The sequence below is a fragment of the Oligoflexus sp. genome (assembly GCF_035712445.1).
Lineage (GTDB): Bacteria > Bdellovibrionota_B > Oligoflexia > Oligoflexales > Oligoflexaceae > Oligoflexus.
The window spans coordinates 84,031-105,178 of the sequence record NZ_DASTAT010000022.1 but is presented as its reverse complement, the minus strand read 5'-3'; the positions used below and the strand labels follow the sequence as shown (position 1 = coordinate 105,178).

General features: G+C 55.1%; 21 protein-coding genes. 8 read left to right on the top strand and 13 right to left on the bottom strand.

Going from position 1 to position 21,148, the window contains the following annotated elements; translation table 11 throughout:
- Window positions 1–7 precede the first annotated feature (7 nt).
- From VFO10_RS04370 to VFO10_RS04345, 6 genes are all read right to left on the bottom strand, one after another.
- Window positions 8–1,771: an ABC transporter ATP-binding protein gene (locus VFO10_RS04370; protein ID WP_325137457.1), complete on the bottom strand. Its 1,764-nt coding sequence runs from the start codon at window positions 1,769–1,771 to the stop codon at window positions 8–10.
- Window positions 1,743–3,485 carry an ABC transporter ATP-binding protein gene (locus VFO10_RS04365; RefSeq protein WP_325137456.1) on the bottom strand — a complete coding sequence of 581 codons (1,743 nt, stop codon included), beginning with the start codon at window positions 3,483–3,485 and terminating at the stop codon, window positions 1,743–1,745. The genes VFO10_RS04370 and VFO10_RS04365 overlap by 29 nt, the downstream gene beginning before the upstream one ends.
- A complete protein-coding gene (locus tag VFO10_RS04360; RefSeq protein WP_325137455.1) occupies window positions 3,482–4,207 on the bottom strand; it encodes an ABC transporter ATP-binding protein in 726 nt (241 codons plus the stop codon). The genes VFO10_RS04365 and VFO10_RS04360 overlap by 4 nt, the downstream gene beginning before the upstream one ends.
- A 12-nt stretch (window positions 4,208–4,219) precedes the next feature.
- Complete coding sequence (locus tag VFO10_RS04355) at window positions 4,220–5,335, bottom strand: hypothetical protein (RefSeq protein ID WP_325137454.1); 1,116 nt, start codon at window positions 5,333–5,335, stop codon at window positions 4,220–4,222.
- A gap of 111 nt (window positions 5,336–5,446) precedes the next feature.
- The gene (locus VFO10_RS04350; RefSeq protein WP_325137453.1) at window positions 5,447–5,728 is read right to left on the bottom strand and encodes a hypothetical protein; all 282 of its coding nucleotides are present in this window, start codon (window positions 5,726–5,728) and stop codon (window positions 5,447–5,449) included.
- 198 nt (window positions 5,729–5,926) lie between these two features.
- Window positions 5,927–6,256, bottom strand: coding sequence for a PilZ domain-containing protein (locus tag VFO10_RS04345; RefSeq protein WP_325137452.1), 330 nt, complete (start codon window positions 6,254–6,256; stop codon window positions 5,927–5,929).
- A 180-nt stretch (window positions 6,257–6,436) separates the two neighbouring features.
- Here VFO10_RS04345 and VFO10_RS04340 point away from each other — a divergent pair, with 180 nt between their 5' ends.
- Both VFO10_RS04340 and VFO10_RS04335 read left to right on the top strand, forming a co-directional pair.
- Window positions 6,437–7,228, top strand: coding sequence for an ImmA/IrrE family metallo-endopeptidase (locus tag VFO10_RS04340; RefSeq protein WP_325137451.1), 792 nt, complete (start codon window positions 6,437–6,439; stop codon window positions 7,226–7,228).
- Between the two features lie 95 nt (window positions 7,229–7,323).
- A complete protein-coding gene (locus VFO10_RS04335) occupies window positions 7,324–9,291 on the top strand; it encodes an acetoacetate--CoA ligase (protein ID WP_325137450.1) in 1,968 nt (655 codons plus the stop codon).
- Here the strand turns inward: VFO10_RS04335 and VFO10_RS04330 are convergent.
- On the bottom strand, window positions 9,288–10,463 hold the full coding sequence (locus VFO10_RS04330; protein ID WP_325137449.1) for a tetratricopeptide repeat protein: 1,176 nt from the start codon (window positions 10,461–10,463) through the stop codon (window positions 9,288–9,290). The two genes, VFO10_RS04335 and VFO10_RS04330, sit on opposite strands and share 4 nt — an antisense overlap.
- Window positions 10,464–10,739: 276 nt before the next feature.
- On the opposite strand from VFO10_RS04330, the gene VFO10_RS04325 reads away from it, so the two are divergent.
- Window positions 10,740–11,177, top strand: coding sequence for an HU family DNA-binding protein (locus tag VFO10_RS04325; protein WP_325137448.1), 438 nt, complete (start codon window positions 10,740–10,742; stop codon window positions 11,175–11,177).
- Between the two features lie 63 nt (window positions 11,178–11,240).
- Here the strand turns inward: VFO10_RS04325 and folK are convergent, their stop codons facing one another.
- Complete coding sequence (gene folK, locus VFO10_RS04320; protein WP_325137447.1) at window positions 11,241–11,717, bottom strand: 2-amino-4-hydroxy-6-hydroxymethyldihydropteridine diphosphokinase; 477 nt, start codon at window positions 11,715–11,717, stop codon at window positions 11,241–11,243.
- 70 nt (window positions 11,718–11,787) lie between these two features.
- Between folK and VFO10_RS04315 the strand changes: the two genes are divergently transcribed.
- From VFO10_RS04315 to VFO10_RS04295, 5 genes are all read left to right on the top strand, one after another.
- Window positions 11,788–12,642, top strand: coding sequence for an HAD-IIA family hydrolase (locus VFO10_RS04315; protein ID WP_325137446.1), 855 nt, complete (start codon window positions 11,788–11,790; stop codon window positions 12,640–12,642).
- Window positions 12,636–13,598, top strand: a complete 963-nt coding sequence (gene pdxA / locus VFO10_RS04310; protein ID WP_325137445.1) for a 4-hydroxythreonine-4-phosphate dehydrogenase PdxA — start codon at window positions 12,636–12,638, stop codon at window positions 13,596–13,598. The genes VFO10_RS04315 and pdxA overlap by 7 nt, the downstream gene beginning before the upstream one ends.
- Before the next feature lie 5 nt (window positions 13,599–13,603).
- A complete protein-coding gene (locus VFO10_RS04305) occupies window positions 13,604–16,087 on the top strand; it encodes an excinuclease ABC subunit UvrA (RefSeq protein ID WP_325137444.1) in 2,484 nt (827 codons plus the stop codon).
- 96 nt (window positions 16,088–16,183) lie between these two features.
- Complete coding sequence (locus VFO10_RS04300) at window positions 16,184–16,951, top strand: DUF4360 domain-containing protein (protein ID WP_325137443.1); 768 nt, start codon at window positions 16,184–16,186, stop codon at window positions 16,949–16,951.
- 223 nt (window positions 16,952–17,174) lie between these two features.
- Window positions 17,175–17,765: a hypothetical protein gene (locus tag VFO10_RS04295; protein ID WP_325137442.1), complete on the top strand. Its 591-nt coding sequence runs from the start codon at window positions 17,175–17,177 to the stop codon at window positions 17,763–17,765.
- On the opposite strand, the gene VFO10_RS04290 is transcribed toward VFO10_RS04295, so the two are convergent.
- The 5 genes from VFO10_RS04290 to VFO10_RS04270 are packed head-to-tail and all read right to left on the bottom strand — an operon-like array spanning window position 17,766 to window position 21,146.
- Complete coding sequence (locus VFO10_RS04290; protein ID WP_325137441.1) at window positions 17,766–18,293, bottom strand: rhodanese-like domain-containing protein; 528 nt, start codon at window positions 18,291–18,293, stop codon at window positions 17,766–17,768.
- Window positions 18,290–18,820 carry a gamma carbonic anhydrase family protein gene (locus VFO10_RS04285; RefSeq protein WP_325137440.1) on the bottom strand — a complete coding sequence of 177 codons (531 nt, stop codon included), beginning with the start codon at window positions 18,818–18,820 and terminating at the stop codon, window positions 18,290–18,292. The genes VFO10_RS04290 and VFO10_RS04285 overlap by 4 nt, the downstream gene beginning before the upstream one ends.
- 10 nt (window positions 18,821–18,830) lie before the next feature.
- Complete coding sequence (locus VFO10_RS04280) at window positions 18,831–20,357, bottom strand: NAD(P)H-hydrate epimerase (protein ID WP_325137439.1); 1,527 nt, start codon at window positions 20,355–20,357, stop codon at window positions 18,831–18,833.
- Between the two features lie 3 nt (window positions 20,358–20,360).
- A complete protein-coding gene (locus VFO10_RS04275) occupies window positions 20,361–20,663 on the bottom strand; it encodes a hypothetical protein (RefSeq protein ID WP_325137438.1) in 303 nt (100 codons plus the stop codon).
- A 3-nt stretch (window positions 20,664–20,666) separates the two neighbouring features.
- Complete coding sequence (locus VFO10_RS04270) at window positions 20,667–21,146, bottom strand: hypothetical protein (RefSeq protein WP_325137437.1); 480 nt, start codon at window positions 21,144–21,146, stop codon at window positions 20,667–20,669.
- Window positions 21,147–21,148: the final 2 nt, after the last annotated feature.

Here is a 21,148-nt window from a genome sequence, read left to right as displayed (position 1 = left end):
AATGTCTCTATTCCTCCGTCGCCATCTTCTGGTGAAGATCGAAATAACGCCCCCGTTTCGCCAGCAGTTCCTCATGCGAGCCGATTTCCATCACCTCACCGCGTTCCAGCACCAGGATCTTATTGCACTTGCGAATCGTCGACAGGCGGTGCGCAATCACAATCAGGGTGCGGCCGGTAAAGATGCGTTCAATCGCCTGCTGAATCAGAGCCTCGGACGCCGGGTCGACTGATGAAGTGGCCTCGTCGAGGATCATGATGCGCGGGTCTTTGGCGATCGCGCGGGCAAAAGCGAGGAGCTGCCTTTGCCCCTGCGAGAGATTATCCCCGCCTTCCCTTACGACAAAGTCGTAGGCTCCTGGCAGCTGCTCAATGAATCGATCCGCACCCACGAAACGCGCCGCGGACTTGATGCGTTCGAGGTCGGTTTGTTCGTCCCCCAAACCAATGTTGAAGGCCACCGTTCCGTTAAAGATCACGATGTCCTGCGGAACGATCGCAATATGCCGCCGGAGTTCCTGGCCGCTCATGTCGCGAAGCTCAAGGCCATCGACAGTGATCGACCCATCATAGCCATCATAAAGCTTGGTTAAAAGCTTGATGACCGTGGATTTCCCGGAGCCAGTCGCCCCGACGATAGCCAGCGACTGACCGCGCTGCAGCTGAAACGAAACATGATTCAAGGTTTTCGAATCCGGCAGGTACTGAAAGCTGACGTTTTGAAACGCGACCGTCCCGTCCAGATTCTTCACCGGCTTTTCCCCTTGGATGAAATCCTGGGTATCGAAGATCCCGAAGATTCGATCAATCGCCGTGAAAGCCCCCTGCAGCATCGCAATCTTGTTGCCGAGCTGTTTCAAAGGATCGAAAAGGTTCTGCACATACTGCACGAAGGCGATCATGATGCCGGCGCTCAGGACCGTGCTGTCATGCAGATTGGAAACCGCCAGCCAAAGGATGATACCAATCGTAACCGATGACACCCCATCGAGCATGGCGAAGAGCACAGCATCCGCCACCACCGATTTCATCTGGGCATCCCGATATTCGATGGTCAGTTTTTGAAAACGCTGATTGCTGTCCCGATGCGCGTTCAAAAGCTTGATGGTGCTGCTTCCGTAAAGGCATTCCTGAGTGAAGGCATTCAGCGCCGCGATCTTCACCCGCGCCAGCAGCATGGAATGCTTGAGCGCCCGCGAGAACATCACAATAATCATGACCGTGATCGGTAATATGATCAGAGTGACAGACGCGAGCTTCCAGTCCAAAAGAAAAAGACCCACCAGCGCCCCAAGCAGGACGGCAAGGTCCACGACCGAACTCAAGACCCCCTGGTTCAAGGATTCATTCAGGTTATCAAAGTCGCTCGTGGCTCGCGTGACGAGCGCCCCGCTCATCGTGCGATCATGAAAACGCGCGGATAGCCGCATAATATGCTCAATCAAAGCCATTCGCATGGACCGGACCATCTGAAAGACGGCGCGTGAAGTCAAAATGGTCTGAGTGGCCCGGGTCGCATATTCCAGCAGCACAACCGCAAGGTAGGCCAGCGCCCCCCACTTGATCGCCGTCAGATCCCCCTTCATCACGCCCTGATCCACCGTGCGTTTCAAAATAAAGGGAATGCCCATCTGCAGCAGCGAAATCAGCGGGATCAAAAGACAGGCGAACAAGATCATGCGCTTCTGCTGAGCCAGGAAGGGCCAAAGTTTTTTCAGCTGCTTAAAATCCGAGCCGAGTTTTTTAAACTGATTCAGGGTTGGGTTCGTCATGAATTTCCTCTTGAAGCTCCGGATGACGGCGCATCAGCTCCTGAAAGCTGCCTTCGTCCTGGATTTGGCCGTCCTTGAGCAGGAGCACGCGATCACAAAGGTGCAGGACCGAGCTGCGATGCGAGCAGATCAGCATGGTGCCGCCCCGTTTTCTGAGTTCGCGGATCAGGCGGGCCTCGGTAATATTATCGACAGCCGAGAGCACATCATCGAGCAGGAGCACGGGAGCCTGGCGCAGAAAAAGTCGCGCCAGAGCCAGACGCTGCTTCTGTCCCCCTGAAAGGCGGATGCCCTTTTCCCCGATCTGGGTTTCCCAGCCCAGGGCGAAGCCCATGATTTCCCGATCGATCTGAGCCGCGCGGGCCGCTTCATCCAGCTGGGCCTGATCCGGTTTGGGATCCATGCCGAAGCCGAGGTTTTCCCGAATGCTCGCGGAAAAAAGGTGGACCCTCTGCAGGCCGTAGCCAATCTCATGGCGCAACTGCTCCGTCGGCAGCTGGTTGATGTCCTGGCCGCGATAGAAGACGGACCCATCGGGTGGATTATAGATGCGGGTCAGAACCTGAAAGAGGGTGCTCTTCCCAGAACCCACAGGCCCGCAGATGCCGAGCATTTCACCGGCCTTCACCTGAAAATTCAGGTTCTGCAGCGCGCTTCTTTGTGTACCTGGATACTGAAAGTTCAGCTGCCGGACATTCAGGATGGCCTCGTCCATGCGGGGCTTGGTGGATGCTGCGTCGGGGCCTTCCAAAGGTTCGACGAACATCGGTTCCAGACGCTCCAGTGCGGTCTTGGACCTTTGATAGATCGAGAGGATGATGCCGATCGAGGTCAAAGGAAAAGCCATATAGGACAGATAGATGTTAAAGGCGAGAATGTCCCCCACGGATAATTCACCACGGACGACCAGCGTTCCGCCCATAAAAAGAACAATCAGCTGGGCCAGCCCGGTCATGCTGCTGATCAGGGGGAAAAATAGAGTCCTGAGGAGCAGAACCTTCATATCGGTATCGAAGACCTTCTGATTCTCGGCCTCGATCAGTCGATGAAAGCTGCGCTCGGCGGCATTCGATTGGATGACGTGAATGTTGGTGAAGCTTTCCGTCACGCGGTTGGTCAGGGTGCCGATCGCCTCCTGATTTTTCCGGGTGAACTGCTGCATGCGTGGCATCACGTAGCGGGTGATCACCAGCATCAGCAGAATCGGGGACAGGGCCACCAAAGTCAGCTGCTGATGAACGCTCAGCATCTTATAGAGCGTGAAGACCGAGATGAATATGAGGTTCAGGACCTGCAGGATGGCGAAGGCATAGAAGATCCGCAGCTGACCCAGGTCGTTCGAAAGGCGCGATATCAGATCGCCCATTCCGAAGCGATCGTAAAAGGTCTGCGGCAGCTGCAGAGCGCGAGCGAAAAGATAGGATTTGGAGGTGGCCTCCAGTTTTCGTCCGGGCCAGAAGATCAGGATACGGGAGAAACTGCGCACGATGATCTGGGTCAAACCCAGGCCGACGATCGCCAGAGCCACCCGCGCAAGGTGTCCATCATCCTCGCCGATGGGCGCCTGCAGTGCGTTGACCACTTCCTTGGCCAGCTGGGGAATTTCCAAGGAGATGATGTTGGTGACCGCAAGGAAAATGGTGCCACCCAGATACCAGGGCCAGAGTTCGATCGCGAAAAGGCGGGTGAAGCGCCGAAGGCTCGTACTGATCATGCCCGGACCTCGGATCCTGGAACGAAAAACTGTTCCTCCATCAGGGCAATGCGAGTCATAAAGTCTGCATTTTCCCAGGCCTTCAGCTCCATAACCTGACCGTCGCGCATGGTCGCGGCCTTATTGCTCAGCTTGGCGGCGTGAGCGGCGACATGGGTGCTGACTATGGTCAGCTGTTTGCCGCGGCGTTCCTCCAGAAGATTTTCCAGAGCGCGAATGTGAAAGAGGTCGAGTCCGGAAAAAGGCTCATCCAGAATCAAAAGGTCCGGGTTATGCAGCGAGGCCAGCGCCAGGGCAATGCGCTTTTGCATTCCATAGGAGCAGGCGGCCAGGGGTTTATGCGCGAAGCTCACACAATCCCAGTATTCGAGGACGCGTTCGCGGGCTGCGGCGAGGGGCTGCATGCCATGCAATTTCATGGCATATGTGATGATGTCGAAGCCGCTCACCCAGCGCGGAAGATCGAGGTTCTGCGGCAGATACCCCATTCGCCTTTTCAAAGCGAAGGCATCGACCTTCATCGTTTCGCCAAAGACCTGAATGCGACCCTCATCGGGTCGAAGATGTCCCGTGATCAGATGAAAGAGGGTGGACTTGCCGGCTCCGTTTTTGCCGAAGAGGGCGAGGCTGTCGCCCTCGTCCATCTTAAGATCCAGAGGACCCAGGCGGAACTGGCTCTGGGCAAAGGTTTTGCTCAGGGAGTGAATGTCGAGTGTCAGCATTGAGGGTTCTCCCTAGGAACGGTAAAAATTATCTTTCTGATAATTTTTGGCATAAGTGATGGCAATCGGGACCAGAACGATGGATAGGATGTGCGCATAGATCGCAGTTCCCAAAAAGAGCCCGATCAATCCTGTAATCAGAATTTGAAGGAGGGGGCGTTCCGGAGCCACCTGAAACATAATCGCTGGTGTGATCATGGGAAAGAGCGCCGCTATGGGCAGAAGTTTAACCCATTCGCCCAGCGGCTCACGGCCGGCAACGCCGGTCACGAGGAGGGTCAGGAGACTCAGCGCGGCCAGGCTCAGGCCCAGGATCCAGCAGATTTGCTCATAGACACGGACGAATTCCTCATGGGAACAGCCGAGCTGGCGTTCAAACCAAACCGCCCGCATGTCCTCTTCCAGTTGAAAGGCGACAGCCCAGGCTAAGAGGGCACTCGATAGCATCGTGCCCAGAACGGTCAGGACCAAGGGCCAGGCCATGGCGTGCATGACGCCAATCAAGAGCTGAAGCAGAAGACTGATCCCGATGCAGAGGCGACAGAGACGATTCCTTTGCACCATCTGAAACCAGCGCCAGCTGCGCAGCGTGTGCGATCGACTCTCGACGGCGTCGCTCAGGATGGGCTTCAGATTCTGCGGTCCCGTGCTCTCTTTCCTTGCGCGCATCACGCCGAAGGTCGCGACTGCGAGCCCAAGACTGCCGAGCAAAAGCTTCGGACCCGGTTCAAAGAAATGCCGGAATATTCCGTAGCTCACGAGGATCAGGAGCAGGGATTGACCCCAGCGGAAGGTCGTGATCACCCAGGGATCTTCACCGGATCTCAGAGCGAACTGAGGCCATCCGGGTTCATCACGGAAGAGATTGGAAAGCCGGCCACCCACCCAAAGTCCAAGCCCAAGCATCACGGCTGCGCGCAGGCGCGTGGCAATGGTTTCACGCAGAGCCGGCTCCAGGTCATTCAGCTTGTCCTGCAGGAAGTCATGGAACATATAATAGAAAAGCCCGAGGAGGATACCTGTACTGGCGATCACAACCAGTTCGCGGCCCCAGTCATAGCGGATGCGGGTGAAGCTTTGTTTATTATGCTGGAATATGAGATATGCAGTTCTCTGCCATTTAGGCACTTGAGGCCCCCAAAAGCAAAACGCGGAATAGAGGGCAAAATCGCTCCCTAACCCGCGCTGTTTCGTAAGAACGGCCGTGCAGACCGCCCCGACGACTGAAACCCAAAAAGATTACTTCTTCTTTCTGGCTTTCTTCTTCGCAGCTTTTTTCTTGGTAGCTTTTTTAGCTACTTTTTTCTTGGCTGCTTTTTTCTTGCCGGCTTTTTTCTTGGTCGCCTTAGCAGCTTTTTTCTTGGTAGCCTTTTTAGCTGCCTTCTTCTTGGTCGACTTCTTCTTCGCTACCACCTTCTTAGCGGCTTTTTTCTTGCCAGCTTTTTTCTTCTTGCCGGAACGTTTCTTCTTGGTGGTCTTCGCTTCTTGCATGCCTTCTTCGGCGTTCATGTTCTCTTCCAAGGTCTTCTCCTAAGAGTTGAGCTGTCGCTTGACTGTGCTAGGTATAGTGTTACCGAAAAATAATTCGCATTGCAATCGCTATCGAAGAAAAAAAATTCTTTTTCATGACGCGCGATGAAGGGGCTGTGGAATTTTGTGGAGTGAGCTGGTCAGCGGCGGGTGATCAGGAAGTGGTGTGCGGCTTGTGCCGCAACCGTTTCACTTAAGACAGCCAGCGGAACGAAACATTTGTTCGAGATCGATCGACTCATCATTGGACCTGAGCCCGTAACGAGTGAGTCCCTGCTTTCCGAAGTCGGGCTTTTGCCAGATGACCTCAAGGGGCACTGTCTGATTATGGGTTTTCAAGGTCAGCTGTGTGCCGATACTCAGTTGGGCCTCGCTGAGGATGGACAAGCCCTCCTGCGAAAGGTCAATCGGTCGACAGTGCAGGACCTTATTCTCCGAATCGAGCAAGGGTCCAGGGAGCAATTTCGTGAGCACACGACGAGGCGATCGCCTCTGTTCATCCAATGCCGGATCCCCCATATAGCTTTCCCCCATGTGCAAGCGGTGACTTAAAAACACTATCGGCGGTCCCTGCGGGAACTTGAAAAGAACCAATTAATCTTTTAATTTCAATTAATTAGAAAGGTCATTCCAGGTGGGTGTAAATCGGGAATTTTTGAAGTCTGGTACAATAAAATAAACCAGCGAAGGAGTGCGATCATGCTCGCCTTATTCCCAGAGATTCTTCATACGGTCACGAGCGGCGATCTGGAAACTCTGGCGTGTTTGGTTCGAAAATATTTTGCGGATAAGCACATCTATAGCCCACGGCTTCGGGTGGAACCCTTATTGATCAATGCCGGTTTGGAATTATCGCGGGATGATATCGCGGACGCGGCGCGACTCTTCGCAGCCGACCATCGCGGGGCCTGGCATGCATCGCTGATCGTTTCCCCCAGCCTCCGCGATCCGGGTGAATTGAACTTTACCTTGGCGCACCTCTTCGGGCATTTCCTGCTTGAAATCCAACCGCTGATGGCCAGGGGTGAACTGAAAACGCATGAAGTGCGGGAGCGCAGCGGTGCGCTTGGTCGCTTTCTTAAACGTCCCTTGATTGCACCTGAAGAGATGCAAGCTGATGCTTTCGCGTCTGCCCTCCTCATGCCGCGTGGAATGGTGAAGAAAGCTTATGCGACCCTGGGAACAGTCGCCGACGCGGCTGCGTTTTTCAATGTGCGTCCGGAATTGATGGAGCAGCGACTTGCGCAGCTTCAGCTCGTCAGGACAAAGACCGAAGCTGCGCCAACGCCCGCACCCGAGCCGCTGCCCAAGCCTGCGCCGAAGCCCCAGCAAAGCAGTCTTATGAAGGCGCAAAAATCTGTGGCGGCTTCCCACTATCGCCGTGAAGAGGAATCGGCCGCGAGCGCGAAACCCGCGGCACCGAAATCGAGTGAAGGACTCAGTCGCCTGCGGGCTATTGCGCGGAAAATTGATAAATCAGTCGATCCTTAAAATCCCACCTTTTCGAGCTTTTTTGCTGACATTACGACTGAGTCTCGCCTATAAATCCTAGGCACAGAGGGTTCTGGCCAAGGGGGTTAGGCAGTATGACCAGGGATGATAATGCTTTGTGGCAGGCAGGACGCGAGCGTTTGCACGCCAGCCACATGTGGAAATTCAAAAGCCATTGTGAGGCCCAAACGGGCGCCTCCTTCTCGAATTATCATGCGCTGCATCAATGGTCGGTTGATGATCCCGCGGCGTTCTGGGGCGCAGCTTCTGACTATTTGGGGATTATCTGGGACAAGGTCCCGAGCGCGGTCCTCGTGCCGCCACCCGCCGGAAAAATGCGTGGCGCTCGATGGTTTCCCGACGGTCAGCTCAGTTTTGCTCGAAACCTGTTAGCTCATCAGGATAAAAATCCCGCCAAGATCATATCTATAATAGAAGGTCTGCGGGACCCCGTCGTTCTTCCCAGTGAAAGCCTGAAAACCCAGGTGGCTCAATGCACAGCGGCCCTCCAGAAGGCCGGTGTAAAGTACGGAGATCGCGTCGCCGGGATCTGTCCGAACACCAGCGAAGCCATCATTGCCATGCTGGCGACGAGCGCGCTCGGAGCCATCTGGTCGTCCTGTTCTCCTGACTTTGGCAGCGAGGGGATCCTCGATCGCTTTAGCCAGATCGAACCCACCGTCCTGTTCGCTACGAGGGCCTATACATACAGCGATAAATTCATAGATTGTGCCGAGACGGCTTCGCTTGTAAGCCGAAGTTTGCCGACCCTGAGGGCGAGCATCATGATCGATCCCTTGGGTGTTGGACAGCATCCGGCCCCCTTTGTATCCTGGCAAAATTTTCTCGGCGGCATGAGCGCGAAGGAAGCCTTGGCTGCATTCGCACCCGTCGCGACCCCTTTCGATCATCCGCTCTATATCCTTTTCTCCTCGGGCACGACCGGCAAACCCAAGTGCATCGTGCATTCCGTCGGGGGCACCCTGCTTCAGCACAAAAAGGAACTGATGCTTCACAGTGATTTGGGTCCAGGCAAGCGCCTGCTCTATTTCACAACCTGCGGGTGGATGATGTGGAACTGGATGGTGTCCGCTTTAGCCACGGGCGCGGATCTGGTTCTTTTCGAAGGCTCCATCAATCGGCAGAATTTCGCCGTGCTCTGGCAGGCGGTTTCGGATCATGGCGTGACCTGTTTCGGCACCAGTCCCAAATTTCTCGCAAGCTGCATGAAGGCCGGCCTTCACCCGCGGACCGACTTCCCCCTGGATCGCTTGGAAACCATGCTCTCCACGGGTTCCCCGCTCATGCCCGAACATTTCGAATGGGTGTACGAGGTCGTGAAGCCGGACATTCATCTCGCTTCCATCAGCGGTGGAACCGATATCGTTTCCTGCTTCATGCTCGGCAATCCCTGGCTGCCTGTTTACGTGGGCGAGATTCAAGGTCCCGGTCTCGGCATGGCCGTCGACTGCTGGGATGAGGACGGGCATCCTTTGCGTCAAAAACGTGGCGAACTCGTGTGCACCAAGCCTTTCCCGTGTATGCCGATCGGCTTTTGGAAGGATGACGGGCGGAAGTATCAGGAGGCCTATTTCAATTTCTATCCCCATGTCGAGGTGTGGCGCCACGGAGATTTCATCGAAATCACCGCGCATGGCGGCATCACCGTTTATGGTCGCTCCGACGCAACACTCAATCCGGGCGGCGTGCGCATTGGAACTGCCGAGATCTATCGCCAGGTCGAGCAATTCCCTGAGGTTCAGGACTCTCTGGCTGTTTCACGGCAAAGAGACGGTGATGCAGAGATGGTGCTGTTTGTAAAATTAAAAGAGGGGTCCGCGCTCAATGACGAACTGGTGCGGAAAATCAAGCTTGAGCTGCGGCAAAAACTTTCACCCCGGCATGTGCCGGCCGCCATTGTCCAGGTGAAAGATATTCCCTATACGCGGAGTGGGAAAAAACTGGAACTCGCGGTGACCCGAATCCTTCATCGAGAGCCCCTCGATAACCTCTCGGCCATCGTCAATCCGGAATGCTTGCTGGAATACGAGAGCTTCCGCTAAGCGGCTCCAAGGTTCTTCAGACGCCGTTTGGCCTTGTCAAATTCAGGATTATGAGTCAGAACCTGCTGATAGTAAAAACGGGCGGCTTCGAGGTCGCCCAGTTTTTCCTTGGCATATCCTAGATTGAAGATGATGCGGAAATCATTGGGCCGCATCTTCAGTGCCGCCATATATTTCTCGATACCCTCGTTGTATTTCTCCAGCTTGACATAGGCCAGTCCCAGGGAATTCAGAACGCTCACGTCCTTTTCATCGAAATCCAGGGCCTTTTCGAAGTTCTTCATGGCCGAATCGTAGTCGTCCTGAATCAGGTAAAGGCGTCCGAGTCCTTTATAAGCTTGAGCCAATTTCGGGGATAATCGGATGGTCTTTTTGAAGAAGATCTCGGACTGCGGAAGATCCTCCTCCTCCAAAAACGCCTTGGCGAGAATCAGGGTATATTTGGGATTTTCCGGGCTGACTTTGTGGGCCTTTTCCGCCATCTCGATCAGATCCCGGGTGGGTCCGCGCACGAGGTAAAGCTCGACGAGCGAACGGATCGCGTCCACATAATCGGGATTGGCATGGTGCGCCTGTTTCAAAAGCATGATGGCCCGCGCGGCATCACCCCGGATATCAGCGACCTGGGCCAGTCCCGTGAGGGCGCGCGCCGACTGCGGATTGGCCTGCCTCGCCTGCTCAAACAGCCCTTCGGCTCGATCGGTTTCATTGAGCCGGAGGAGTTCCTGAGCTTCATCTATGGTTCTATTGATCGGGGAAGGGGCGCGTTTGACCCTGAGAACGCTCATCACCGAATCGCGGAATTCCTCGAAGCTGAAGGGCTTCAAAAGGTAGCCGTCGATGCCGACCTCACTTGCCAAGATCACGTCTTTCTTGAGGTTTTCGACAGAAAGGAGCAAGAATGGGGTCTGCGTGTGCCGGGGATTTTCTTTGATTTCCCGACAGAACTGGATGCCATTCATGTCCTTCAGGCTCCATTCACAGATGAAAAGCCCGACATCCATCGTGAGAAGGCTGATTTTGGCGTCGCGAACCGTGGACACGAATTTATAGTTGGTGATCTTCAGATTGCTGAGAAAGCCTTTCATGGAATTTTTATAGTTCAGGGTAGGCTCTATGATAAGAACGCTTTGATTCCCGAGGAAATTGCGGGCCCCAAACCCGGATTTCATGACTTTTCTCCCTGAAGTGCCACCTAGCTTTTCGGCTTTCATCAGGAAAAATTAAGTCGCTTTTCCCGAAGAGACCCTGGGGCGGGGGCTCCGCCGGTAAAAAAAAGGTGTTTTTACGCCCAAAACAGTTGCCTCTCTCCGATGTTCTTTGGTATTGCATCATCTCTGTTTTGCAGCAGACGCTATCAATGAAGCTTGATTTTCCCTGCTGGCTTAACGTAATTTATAGGGTATGCACCCATCGCACTTTCATACTTTTTAGGAGGTCGAGTTTTTATGGCGAAGAAGAAGGCCGGAACAAAGAAGGCAGCTGGCAAGAAAACTGTGAAAAAAGCAGGCGGTACCAAGGTAAAAGCTGAAAAGAAAAAAGAGCCGCGGGTTATCCCCACTGGCCCAAAAAATTTCGATAAAGTCAGCAAAACCCGTACGAAGAGCCAGGTTTTGGCTTCGATTTCCGACAACACCGGCCTGTCCAAAAAAGAAGTCAGCGCCTTGTTCGAAACTCTTGGCGAACTGATCGGCCACGACCTGAAAAAAGGCCCAGGAACTTTCACCGTTCCCGGTCTGATGAAAGTGACTGTGGTTCGTAAACCTGCCACCAAAGCTCGCAAAGGCACCAATCCCTTCACTGGTGAAGAGATGACCTTCAAAGCCAAGCCAGCTCGTAACGTGGTCAAAGTCCGCGCTCTGAAAGCTCTGAAAGATATGGTCTGATTGATAGACTCCAGGCGCCGCGAACAAAGTTTCCCGGCAGGAGTCCTAAGGAAAAGCGGCTTTTTAGCCGCTTTTTTGTTTTTCCCTGAGCAGTTCGGCCAGCGTTCTTTGCTTTTCCTCATGCCGCCAGTCAGCAGCCACTTCCACCGCTGGTTCCAGCACGAAAAGCCTTTTATGCAGTTCGGGATGGGGGATGGTCAGCGTCGGGGTTTTGACGCTTGGGAAGTCTCCGCGTTCGTCTTTCCACAAGATAATATCCAGATCTATGGTGCGGTTACCCCAGCGCGTTTCCCGGGTGCGCCCTAGATTCTTTTCAATCTGCAGCAGTTCCTGAAGGAGCGCGGCCGGTGTCAGCGGGCTCTGAATGACCAAGGCACCGTTCAAAAAGGGACGATCAGCGGCGCCCATGGCCTCGGTCTCCAGCAGCCTTGACTGGCGCAGGATAGGGCCGCAACTTGTGCGGATAGCTTCGATGGCCTGACCTATGTAATACTCACGATCACCGAGATTGGCCCCCAGGGCCAGCACATATTCCTGCATAAAACGTCCGTCTCCGTGGACCCAAACCTCGCGGGGATCATAGTCGAGGCTCAGCGCGAAGGCAAAAGAAATGGCATCGCAAGATATCAGCTCCTTGGATGAAATCGAAAACCGCTATCAGGGATTTTTATTTGATGCCTATGGCGTCCTCCTGGATGGATCCGGACTCATTCCGGGTGGCGCTCAGGTCTGGCACGACCTCAGAAAACGCGGCAAATCCTGCTGGATTCTGACCAATGGCAGCTCGCGTACGCCTCAGCAGGCGACCGCCGCTTACAGGCAGATGGGACTCGATGTGAACCTGGATGAGGTGATTACCTCAGGTTCATTACTCCCTCGTTATTTTGAAGAGGAAGGTTTAAGGGGTCAGATCACCTGCGTGCTCGGCACGCCGGCAACCTTCGAACTGGTGCAAAAAGCCGGTGGAATTCCCTGCGGCGCCCTCGATCAGCATGACTATTCGGTCGTGATTGTGGCCAACCAAACCGAGTTTCCGCTGCTCGATACGCTGGACGCAGTGCTGACTCATGTCTGCCGACGGGTCGAGGACGGCAAGCCTTGTTATCTCATTCTGACCAATCCGGATCTGATTTTTCCGAAGGCGGAGGGTGTGTACGGCTTCACCGCCGGATCGCTGGCGCTACTTTTGGAGGCCGGTCTGAAGCTCCGTCTGGGAAAAGATGCGCCGCCTTTCGCTAAACTCGGCAAGCCTTTTGCACCGATTTTTGCCGAGGCTGAGCGCAGAGCCGGCCATAAGAATCTGCTCATGATCGGTGATCAATTGGAAACGGATATACTCGGCGCCAACAATTATGGGATGGATGCGCTGCTGGTCGGCACGGGTCTGACCCGAATCAAGCCAGGCGTGCCGCTCGTGCCTGAGCCCCGCTATACACTACGGGAATGGAGGACTTCAGCGTGCTGATCATCACCCTTGGCGATCCCTTGAGCGTATCGGTGGAGTGCCTCGTTCGCGAAAAAAATCTTTGGGCCGAGGACTCCACCCGCACGACGGTGGTCGTCGGTTCACGCGCGCAGTGGCGCGAGCAAACTTCCGCTCCTATCAATTTTAAAGAAGTCAAACAGTGGTCGGCCGTTCATGGTCCTGGCCTCTATTTTTATGACAGCAGCCCCGATTGTCCGGCGGTGGATCCGCGCAAACTCACCGAAGAGCAGCGTGGTCAGGTGGCGTTTGCCGCGCTTTCCACCCTGCGCTCCCTGCCGCCTGATCAGAAATCCTTGGCAGTGATGACCTGTCCGATCGACAAATACTGCTGCGCGAAGGCGGGCTTTCGCTTTCCGGGACAGACGGAATTCTTCGAAGATCTGTGGGGCGCGCAGGGAATAATGATCCTCGCGGGCACGAAGCTGCGGGTGGCCCTGGCCACCAATCACCTCGCCCTGCGTGATGTGCCGAGCGCCATCCGCTCGGAATTGATCGTGCAAAAAGCCCGACTTTTGCATGCCTCCCTGCAGCGAATCTTTGGTCTGGCCCAGCCGCGACTCGCGGTGGCGGGACTCAATCCGCACTGTGGTGACGGCGGACTTTTCGGGGACGAGGATACCCGCATCATCGCGCCTGCGGTGGCCGAAGCGAAGCGTTTGGGGCTTGACATCGTCGGTCCCCTGCCAGCCGATACGATTTTCTTCCGGGCTTATTCCGGGGCGTTTGATGGGGTTTTGGCCATGTATCACGATCAGGGCCTTGGACCTTTGAAGTCGCTGCATTTTTATGATGCGATCAACGTCACGGGCGGACTTGCGCATCTGCGTCTTTCTCCCGATCATGGTCCGGCCGCGGAACTTTACAGCCGGAATGAAGCGCGTTCAGACAGTTTCCGTTTGGCTTTGCAGCAGGCTCGTCATTATCTGGGGTGGTAAAAGCAATGGAACGCAGCACTATTGAAATTCGTGGGGCTTTCGAACACAACCTGAAGCATATCGACCTGAATATTCCGCGGGGCCGCATCACGGTGATCACCGGGGTCAGCGGCTCGGGGAAAAGTTCCCTGGCCTTCGATACGATCCTGGCGGAAGCCAACCGGCGGTTTTTCTACACGCTGTCGCACTATTCACGGCAGTTTTTGGATCTTGGCTCCCGGCCCGCCCTGCGGTCCGCGAGTGGTTTATCCCCAGCCATCGCTCTGGCCCAGAATGAAACGCAGCCTTCGGTTCGCGCTACGGTCGCGAGCCTTACCGATATTGGTGAACTGCTCGGTATCCTCTATTCCCGTTTTGCCGAGAAACGCTGTCCCAAACACGATCTTCCCACCGAATCGCGCACGGTCGATGATCTGGCCGCCCATGCCAGAGCCCAGCTCTTTGGCAAGACGGTGGCGATTCTGGTTTGCGTCGCGGACCAGAAAAAAGGGCAGTTTCGCAAGGTGCTCGAAGACTACCAAAAGAAGGGTTATGCCCGCGCCTATATAGACGGAGACCTTGTCAGTCTTGAGCCGATTCCCGTGCTGGCCAAAGAGGAAAAGCACGATATCGATGTCGTCATTGATGTGACGAAAGTCGAGCCCAGTCGCGAGGCGCGCCTGCGGCGTTCTTTGGAAACGGCCCTGGCCTTGGGCGAAGGAACCGCCGTCCTGTGTCAGGCCGATGCCAAAGGCAAGCTGGATAAAAAAACGCGGCAGTATCTTTCCCTGCATGCGGGTTGTCCGGTGTGTTCGTTCAGCTGGCCGAAGCTCGATTCCCGGCATTTTTCGCCCAACTCCCTCGGCCGCTGTCTTGCGTGCGATGGTCGCGGTCTGCAGAAGGACGAGGATGAACTGGATACCAGCAGCGATTTTTTTGAAGCCGATCCCTGCCGCAGCTGTGGGGGCACGGGTCTTCTGGTCGACCTGAAGGCCATCCTGTTCCGGGGTCGCTCCATCCATCGGTTGTATCAAAGTTCAATAGCCGAGCTGGAGAATTTTTTCACGGACGCGCTGCGGAGCCTTCCGCCGGATACCGCCGCGCAAAAACTTGTGCTGGAGCAACTGGCCCAGCATCTTTACCGGCTGAAAAATCTTGGTTTGGATTACCTTGGGCTGGGCCGCCGCATCCTGTCCCTGTCGAATGGCGAGGCGCAGCGACTCCGGCTCAGCAGCATCCTGAGTGAGCAGCTGCGCGGCGTGCTCTATGTCCTGGATGAACCCAGCCAGGGCCTTCACGCCAGCGAAATTGAACGCATCAACGTCGCGCTCAAGCGTCTGCGCGATCAGGGCAACACCGTCCTGGTCGTCGATCATGATCCGCATATTATGCAGGCGAGTGACTGGATCGTGGACCTGGGACCGGATGGAGGACGCCAGGGCGGACATCTTCTGGCCCAGTTCGCGCCGAAGGATGCGGCCGAGCACCGGAATGAATCGCTCACGGCCCGTTATCTGGCCGATCATGGGGATGTGGCTGCGACGAAGACCAAAAAAAGGAAGAGTTTTGATCAGTACATCACACTTCATGAACCGAATCTGCATAATCTGAAGATCAAAAAGGCCCGTTTTCCCCTGCAGGCCATGACGGTGGTCACGGGAGTCAGCGGTGCAGGCAAAAGCAGCCTTGTTTTGAAAACGCTGTATCGAAATCTGGAGCAGATCCTGCGGGACGGTCCGCGGAAAACACCCATTGCCGTCAGCCGTATCGAAGGGGCCGAGGCTGTGACGGCGTGCACTTTGATTTCGCGGAAACCCATAGCCAAATCCTCGGTCAGCATGCCCGCCACCTGGCTCGATATCTTCACCGAATTGCGCCAGCTTTTTGCGACAGTTCCCGAGGCTCAGATCATGGGGCTCGACGCCGGGTCCTTTTCGCTTTCGCATGATGAGGGGCGCTGTCCCGAATGCAAAGGCCGCGGAGTCCTGACGCTGACCATGAAATTTCTCGCCGATGCGGAAGTCCCCTGTCCCATTTGCGGTGGAAAACGCTATAAACCGCAGGTTTTGGAAGTTCGCTATGGTGGTCTGAATCTGTCGGAAGTTTTGGAACTGTCGATCGCTGAGGCGGTGGAAATGTTTCAGAATCACCGTCTGATTCAAAGACGTCTGCAGCCCGCTGTTCAGTTGGGGCTTGGATATTTGAAACTGGGTCAGCCAAGTTCCAGTCTTTCCGGTGGAGAATCGCAGCGTTTGAAGCTCGTGCCTTACCTTGCGAAAAAAACCGTGCCGGGCACTGTGCTTTTGATGGATGAGCCGACGGCCGGACTGCATTTCCGCGATGTGGCCTTGCTCCTTGATCAGCTGCAGTCGCTGGTCGCTCAGGGCGCGACTCTGGTTATCGTGGAGCACGATCAACAGGTCATTCAAGCCGCGGACTGGGTTTTGGAATTGGGGCCAGGATCGGGTGATCAAGGCGGCCAGCTCCTGTCCGAAGGTCCACCCAAGTAAGCGAAAGAATTGAAGAAAAAAAACTGTTGCCATGTCGATAATGCTGTGTCATAAAGCCGTCCATCGAGACAATTTTTGACCCAGCAAGGAGTTTCTATGAAACACACGATCATGGCTGCAGCCCTTATTCCCGCTTGTTTTGCTTTTGCTTGCGGCACGAAGAAAGACGAGAAAAAAGTTCCTGCCGTGACCCTCGATCAAAGCTCCGATTCGAAAACCTCTTTGGATTCCCAGAAAAACTGTGAAGATGATGATGTCGGCCAGAACAGTGACGTCAGCCAGAATTCAGGCTGCAACCCTGCAGTTCCTGTGGGTGAACTGCGCATTGTGAAAAAAAGCTCCTGGCTGAATCCTCAGTTTGATGCGGGCGGACGCCTGCAGGATGATGACGGCGACTGCCTCGATTCCTTCACAGCCGGCCGGAAAAATGAAAATTCCATGGCCTCCCTCGATATGACCCTGAAAAACATGAACTTGAAAAATGATGCCGCCCGCTGCCTCATGCAGATTCGGGTTGCCTATACCCGGGGTTATGCCTTTGCCATTCGTAAAGTCGGCGCTCCCGTGATCGCCACGATTCCCAATAATTCCCAGGCTATTTTTAAGGGGTCCTACACCGTCCAGGGCAAGAAACCTGTGCTGATGGAACGCTCGATCGAGTCCCGTTACTCGGAAAAACCCGTGCGTTTGGAATACAGCGTCGCGGATCAGGACATCGCCTGGTCGAGCTGCAGCGGGGATTCGACCTTGCGCGTGGATACGAAAATGTCCATGGATTTCAATGGTGGGAATCAGGATGGAAGCATCCGGATCGACAGCAAGTCCCCGTATCGTATGGAAATCGTCTGGGCCAAATGCCAGTAACGAATATCTCTGAGTCATACTCCTTGTGATAGGGCGGCGGTCCACGGATCGCCGCTTTTTTCTTTGAAATTCCTTTCTTAAAAGTAAGTGTCAGACCTTCAGACAGCCGCCCCTTTTTCCTGGCAGCCGTTCGGAATTTTTAGTTTTTTATTCGGTGACTTGCCTCTGGCCTTCGGCTTGCAACAGGGGAAGGGTGATGTTCTCCTTCTGTTGCGGAGTTGTTATGTTTCTGAAAGCTGCCTCCACCTCGATGTTCCGAATCATGGCCCTGAGCCTGGTATTTTCCGCTGCTGGCGGTATCTTCCTTGCCAAGCAGTCGATGGATCAGCGCGAGCTTTTTTCCAAGGAGTTGCGTGCGGTCACGGTGGTTCCACCTTCGACCAAACCGGCCTTGACCCAGGAGAGCATCGACATTGCCATGACTCTGTTCGATATCAAGGTGCCGGCCAATGCCAATGCACCTCGTTTGGATATGACCCTTGAAGATCGCGGCCTCACGACTCTGAACGGCTGGGGCAGCAAACTGGATGTGACGATCGGACCTGCGGCTTTCACCAGCTGGGCCCTTCTCGGCTCGACTCTGGCTCATGAACTTGAAGTTCACTGCCGGCAGAATTTTGCTGTGATTCGCATGAAGGATCTTATGGGATTGGATGGAACGCTGCAGGCGGAGCGTGAAGCCTATCTGCACGAACTGGCCAACTCCGAGCGTTTTCATCTGAAAACCGCGGACCAGCTGAACATCAAGGCCACGATGGATTATTATTATCCGGCAGCCACCCAGGCTGATGATCGCCTGAGTGCCAAGAAATAATCAGTAGCGAACCATGCTGGGCTCAACGAGAGTGGCCCAGCTTTCCACGCCCCCGCTCAGGGACTTGACCTGCTTTAAACCCGCTTCCTGCAGATAAAAAGCCGCCGAGAGTGAACGCACTCCGTGGTGACAGACAGTGACAACCGTCAGCTCTTTCAAACCCTCGAAAATTTTAGCCAGATCCATTCGGGCCATCAGATGGGATCCCGGCAGCCGGCATATTTCAAATTCCCAGGGTTCCCGTACATCCAAAAGAAAAACGCGCTCTGGGTTTTTCCGCAGAAGATCCTGAAGGGAGGTCGCGCTGATTTCGATATCCTTGGCCATCGCTTCTATCTGTTCCAATCTTTTTACGACTCCTTCGATAGGGGTGTGGGCGCGTTCCGCGAGGTCCGCAATCGTCCATTGGTGTACGTCTTCGGCTCTGGCTCCCGACTGCCAGCACAGCACCGAGAAGGCCTCTTCAATGACCATCGGCAGGTGCGGAATGGGAAGGGTGGACAGAGTCCGATCGTGACTAAGGCTCAATTTGGCTCATAACCTCGCTTGTACTCGAGGTAATACTGGACCGAACGCTCCAGATCAGCAAGTTCTTTATCGGTCAAAGGTCGAGCTTCGCGCGCGGGATTCCCTTTAATCAGGGTTCCGGGGTTGTATTTTTTCCCTGGAGGAACGAGCGAACCGGCGGCGACCACGCAACGTTCGGGAATTGTTACATCGTCCATGACAGTCGCGCCCATGCCGATCAAGCAGAGATTACCGATACGGCAGCCATGGAGCACGGCCCCGTGACCCACCGTGACGTCATCACCGATGAATGTCGGGAAATACGTGTTGGTGACGTGAATAACGGTTCCGTCCTGGATATTGGTGCGCTTGCCGATGCGGATGTAGTTGCAATCCCCTCGAATCACGACGTTAAACCAGATGCTGCTCTGTTCACCAATCTCCGTATCGCCGATAATATGCGCACCGCTGGCAACAAAAACACCCTGACCCAGCTTGGGCAGTTTGCCCTTATAGGGCAGCAGGGTGGATCCTGGCATCAAATACATCGTTCACTCCTTAATAGGCCCCACCGAGATTCTCAATCAAATCCTCGGGACCAAGACCGTCCATTCCCCAATGCAATACCGCTTTTTGGGCTGCCTTCGCCACTGCTCTTTGCGCTTCGTTTCCCACAAGCTCGGCCTTCGGTTCCGCGCAAGCGAAGGCAGCAGCCACACCGGCCAGAACATCACCGCTGCCCGCTTTTCCGAGGGCCCGCGACCCGTCGCTATTCAGAAGCAGGCGCCGACCCTGATGCGCTGACAGGGTGAAGGGCGTGGCGCTTTTATAGAAGACACTGACACCAAAAATTTCACAAAATTTCCAGGCCTGATCGAGCGCTTGCAAATTGTTCAAGTCGCTATGCGCTTTGTCGATCGCGCGCCATTCACCAGGATGCGGAGTCAGCAGCGTGCGACTCGGATCGAAGCGAAGTCCCGCGGCCCGTTCACTCCAGTTTTTCAAAGCCCCGGCATCGAAGACGAGAAAAAGGCCCAGAGTTTTCTGCTCGTTCTGAAGCGCTTTCAGAAGTTCAGCAGTCAAAGGATTCTGCATGGTCCCAGGACCGATCACAAGGGCCTTGACGCGCCGCTCGCGGATAAAGGGGATCAGTCTCCCGGGATCTGCTCCAAAGTCTTCATAGGTTAAAAATCGCGGCAAGGCAGGTCGATCATGATCATCAAGAAGAGCGACGCTGACCCAGCCGGCTCCGGCCCGCATGGCTGCTTCCGCGGCCAAAAGCGGGGCACCGAGTTTGCCGCGACTGCCGCCGATCACCAGCATGTGACCACGCGTAAACTTATGGGCATCCGCAGGCAGCGCGTGCCACGGTGAATGCGAGGGCAGCACGTGCCTGTCCTCTTCCAGCAGAAAACCCTGCTTTTGCAGGCTGCTGGCGATGGCTTCGGGGTGAAAGGGCAAAGGATAAACCCGCAGGTCACCCGAGGCCGAACGCGCCGGCTCCATTCGATGCAAAGGTTTGGCAGCACCGAAGGTGATCGTATGCGTGGCGCGCAGATAAACTTCATCCGGCTGCCAGCTGTCCGCTAAAAGTCCCGACGGCAGATCCACGGCGAGCACGCGTTCGGCGTTCAAAGCCGCCAAATCCTTCAGGCACTGCCGAATCAAACCCGGACGCAGCGGTTCTTTCGGACCCAGGCCGAGCAGACCATCCATAATCATCGTATGGGAATCGAAAGAGGAAAAATCCTGAGCGTTGCGATAGGGATGACAGACGTTTCCCGAAGCTTCATAGCGCAAGCGCTGCGTTTTGCGATCGGGTGATTCCGTGGCGCCTTCGGCCATGACACTGAAAACCTGGGGCGCAAAACCAGCTTCCGCGAGATAACGGGCGGCCACCAATGCGTCCCCACCGTTATTCCCAGCCCCGGCCACCACGAGTACGCTGAGGCCGGGTTTCCATATTTCCATCGCGAGGCGCGCGACACCTAGACCGGCGGCTTCCATAAGGTCCAGAGAGGGCACACCGTAGAGCGTCGTCGTGAGCTGATCAATCTCGCGAGCGGCCTGGCTGCTCCAGATCACGGCTCAGCTTCCACTGACGTGGCCACCGGCCTTCTGGATAACTTTCACGATTTTTTCCGTCACTTCACCCTTGAGCGGCCGATGAGCCAGAGCGATCTTTTCCTTGCTTAGGGCGAAATGGCAACCTTTAGGGGTCTGGTCGCATTTGAAATGAAGGGTCGAGGTGCCCAGCTTGGAAATAGTGACGATCAGTTCATTGCCACTCATATCGAAATTGACCATCTTGGCAAGGGCGCGGCCACCCATGGCCTCTTCCAATTTTTTTACGATGGCCTGGGGATCGTTATCGGAGAACTGGATCTGCATGGATTACCACTCGCTGATGTAGGCTTCCCGGCAAAGGTCGTGGAGAAGCTGTTTCACAATCATTTCATCAGTCATAATAGATTTTTGATCCATGATCCAGGAGATTCCGCCGAAAGGGTCGCAGTGGGGATCGAAGCGATGAAGGAGTTCGTTGCTCTGATGAAAACCCTGCAGCCGCGACAGATGGATCTCAAGACTCAGGTCAGTTTGCATGAGCTGCAGCTGCAGGCGCCCCAGGACCAGAACGAAGCCGGCCATGGTTTCCCGGCCTTTGGCATAGACGGGAAAGAGGCTTAATTTTTTATCCTTCCGGCTGTTGTCATTGAAAATCGCCACGGCTTCCTTGGTGTTTTGAAAGAGCAGCGTGACGGTTTTTTGCAGCGTCGCGCGACTGTGTTCATGCGCGGCCGCAGGATTGCCGAGTTTCCAAGCGCCATCCTCAAGGCTCGCTTGGGCAAGGATCTTGACCCATTGACGATCCATGG

Bases quoted from the DNA above. Each gene is read 5' to 3' on its own strand.
- VFO10_RS04370 (WP_325137457.1), bottom strand. From the start codon at position 1,771: ATGACGAACCCAACCCTGAATCAGTTTAAAAAACTCGGCTCGGATTTT.
- VFO10_RS04285 (WP_325137440.1), bottom strand. From the start codon at position 18,820: ATGTATTTGATGCCAGGATCCACCCTGCTGCCCTATAAGGGCAAACTG.
- VFO10_RS04300 (WP_325137443.1), top strand. From the start codon at position 16,184: ATGAAACACACGATCATGGCTGCAGCCCTTATTCCCGCTTGTTTTGCT.
- VFO10_RS04305 (WP_325137444.1), top strand. From the start codon at position 13,604: ATGGAACGCAGCACTATTGAAATTCGTGGGGCTTTCGAACACAACCTG.
- VFO10_RS04335 (WP_325137450.1), top strand. From the start codon at position 7,324: ATGACCAGGGATGATAATGCTTTGTGGCAGGCAGGACGCGAGCGTTTG.
- VFO10_RS04340 (WP_325137451.1), top strand. From the start codon at position 6,437: ATGCTCGCCTTATTCCCAGAGATTCTTCATACGGTCACGAGCGGCGAT.
- VFO10_RS04295 (WP_325137442.1), top strand. From the start codon at position 17,175: ATGTTTCTGAAAGCTGCCTCCACCTCGATGTTCCGAATCATGGCCCTG.
- VFO10_RS04365 (WP_325137456.1), bottom strand. From the start codon at position 3,485: ATGATCAGTACGAGCCTTCGGCGCTTCACCCGCCTTTTCGCGATCGAA.
- VFO10_RS04360 (WP_325137455.1), bottom strand. From the start codon at position 4,207: ATGCTGACACTCGACATTCACTCCCTGAGCAAAACCTTTGCCCAGAGC.
- VFO10_RS04315 (WP_325137446.1), top strand. From the start codon at position 11,788: ATGGCATCGCAAGATATCAGCTCCTTGGATGAAATCGAAAACCGCTAT.
- VFO10_RS04345 (WP_325137452.1), bottom strand. From the start codon at position 6,256: ATGGGGGATCCGGCATTGGATGAACAGAGGCGATCGCCTCGTCGTGTG.
- VFO10_RS04325 (WP_325137448.1), top strand. From the start codon at position 10,740: ATGGCGAAGAAGAAGGCCGGAACAAAGAAGGCAGCTGGCAAGAAAACT.
- VFO10_RS04330 (WP_325137449.1), bottom strand. From the start codon at position 10,463: ATGAAATCCGGGTTTGGGGCCCGCAATTTCCTCGGGAATCAAAGCGTT.
- folK (WP_325137447.1), bottom strand. From the start codon at position 11,717: ATGCAGGAATATGTGCTGGCCCTGGGGGCCAATCTCGGTGATCGTGAG.
- VFO10_RS04270 (WP_325137437.1), bottom strand. From the start codon at position 21,146: ATGGATCGTCAATGGGTCAAGATCCTTGCCCAAGCGAGCCTTGAGGAT.
- VFO10_RS04275 (WP_325137438.1), bottom strand. From the start codon at position 20,663: ATGCAGATCCAGTTCTCCGATAACGATCCCCAGGCCATCGTAAAAAAA.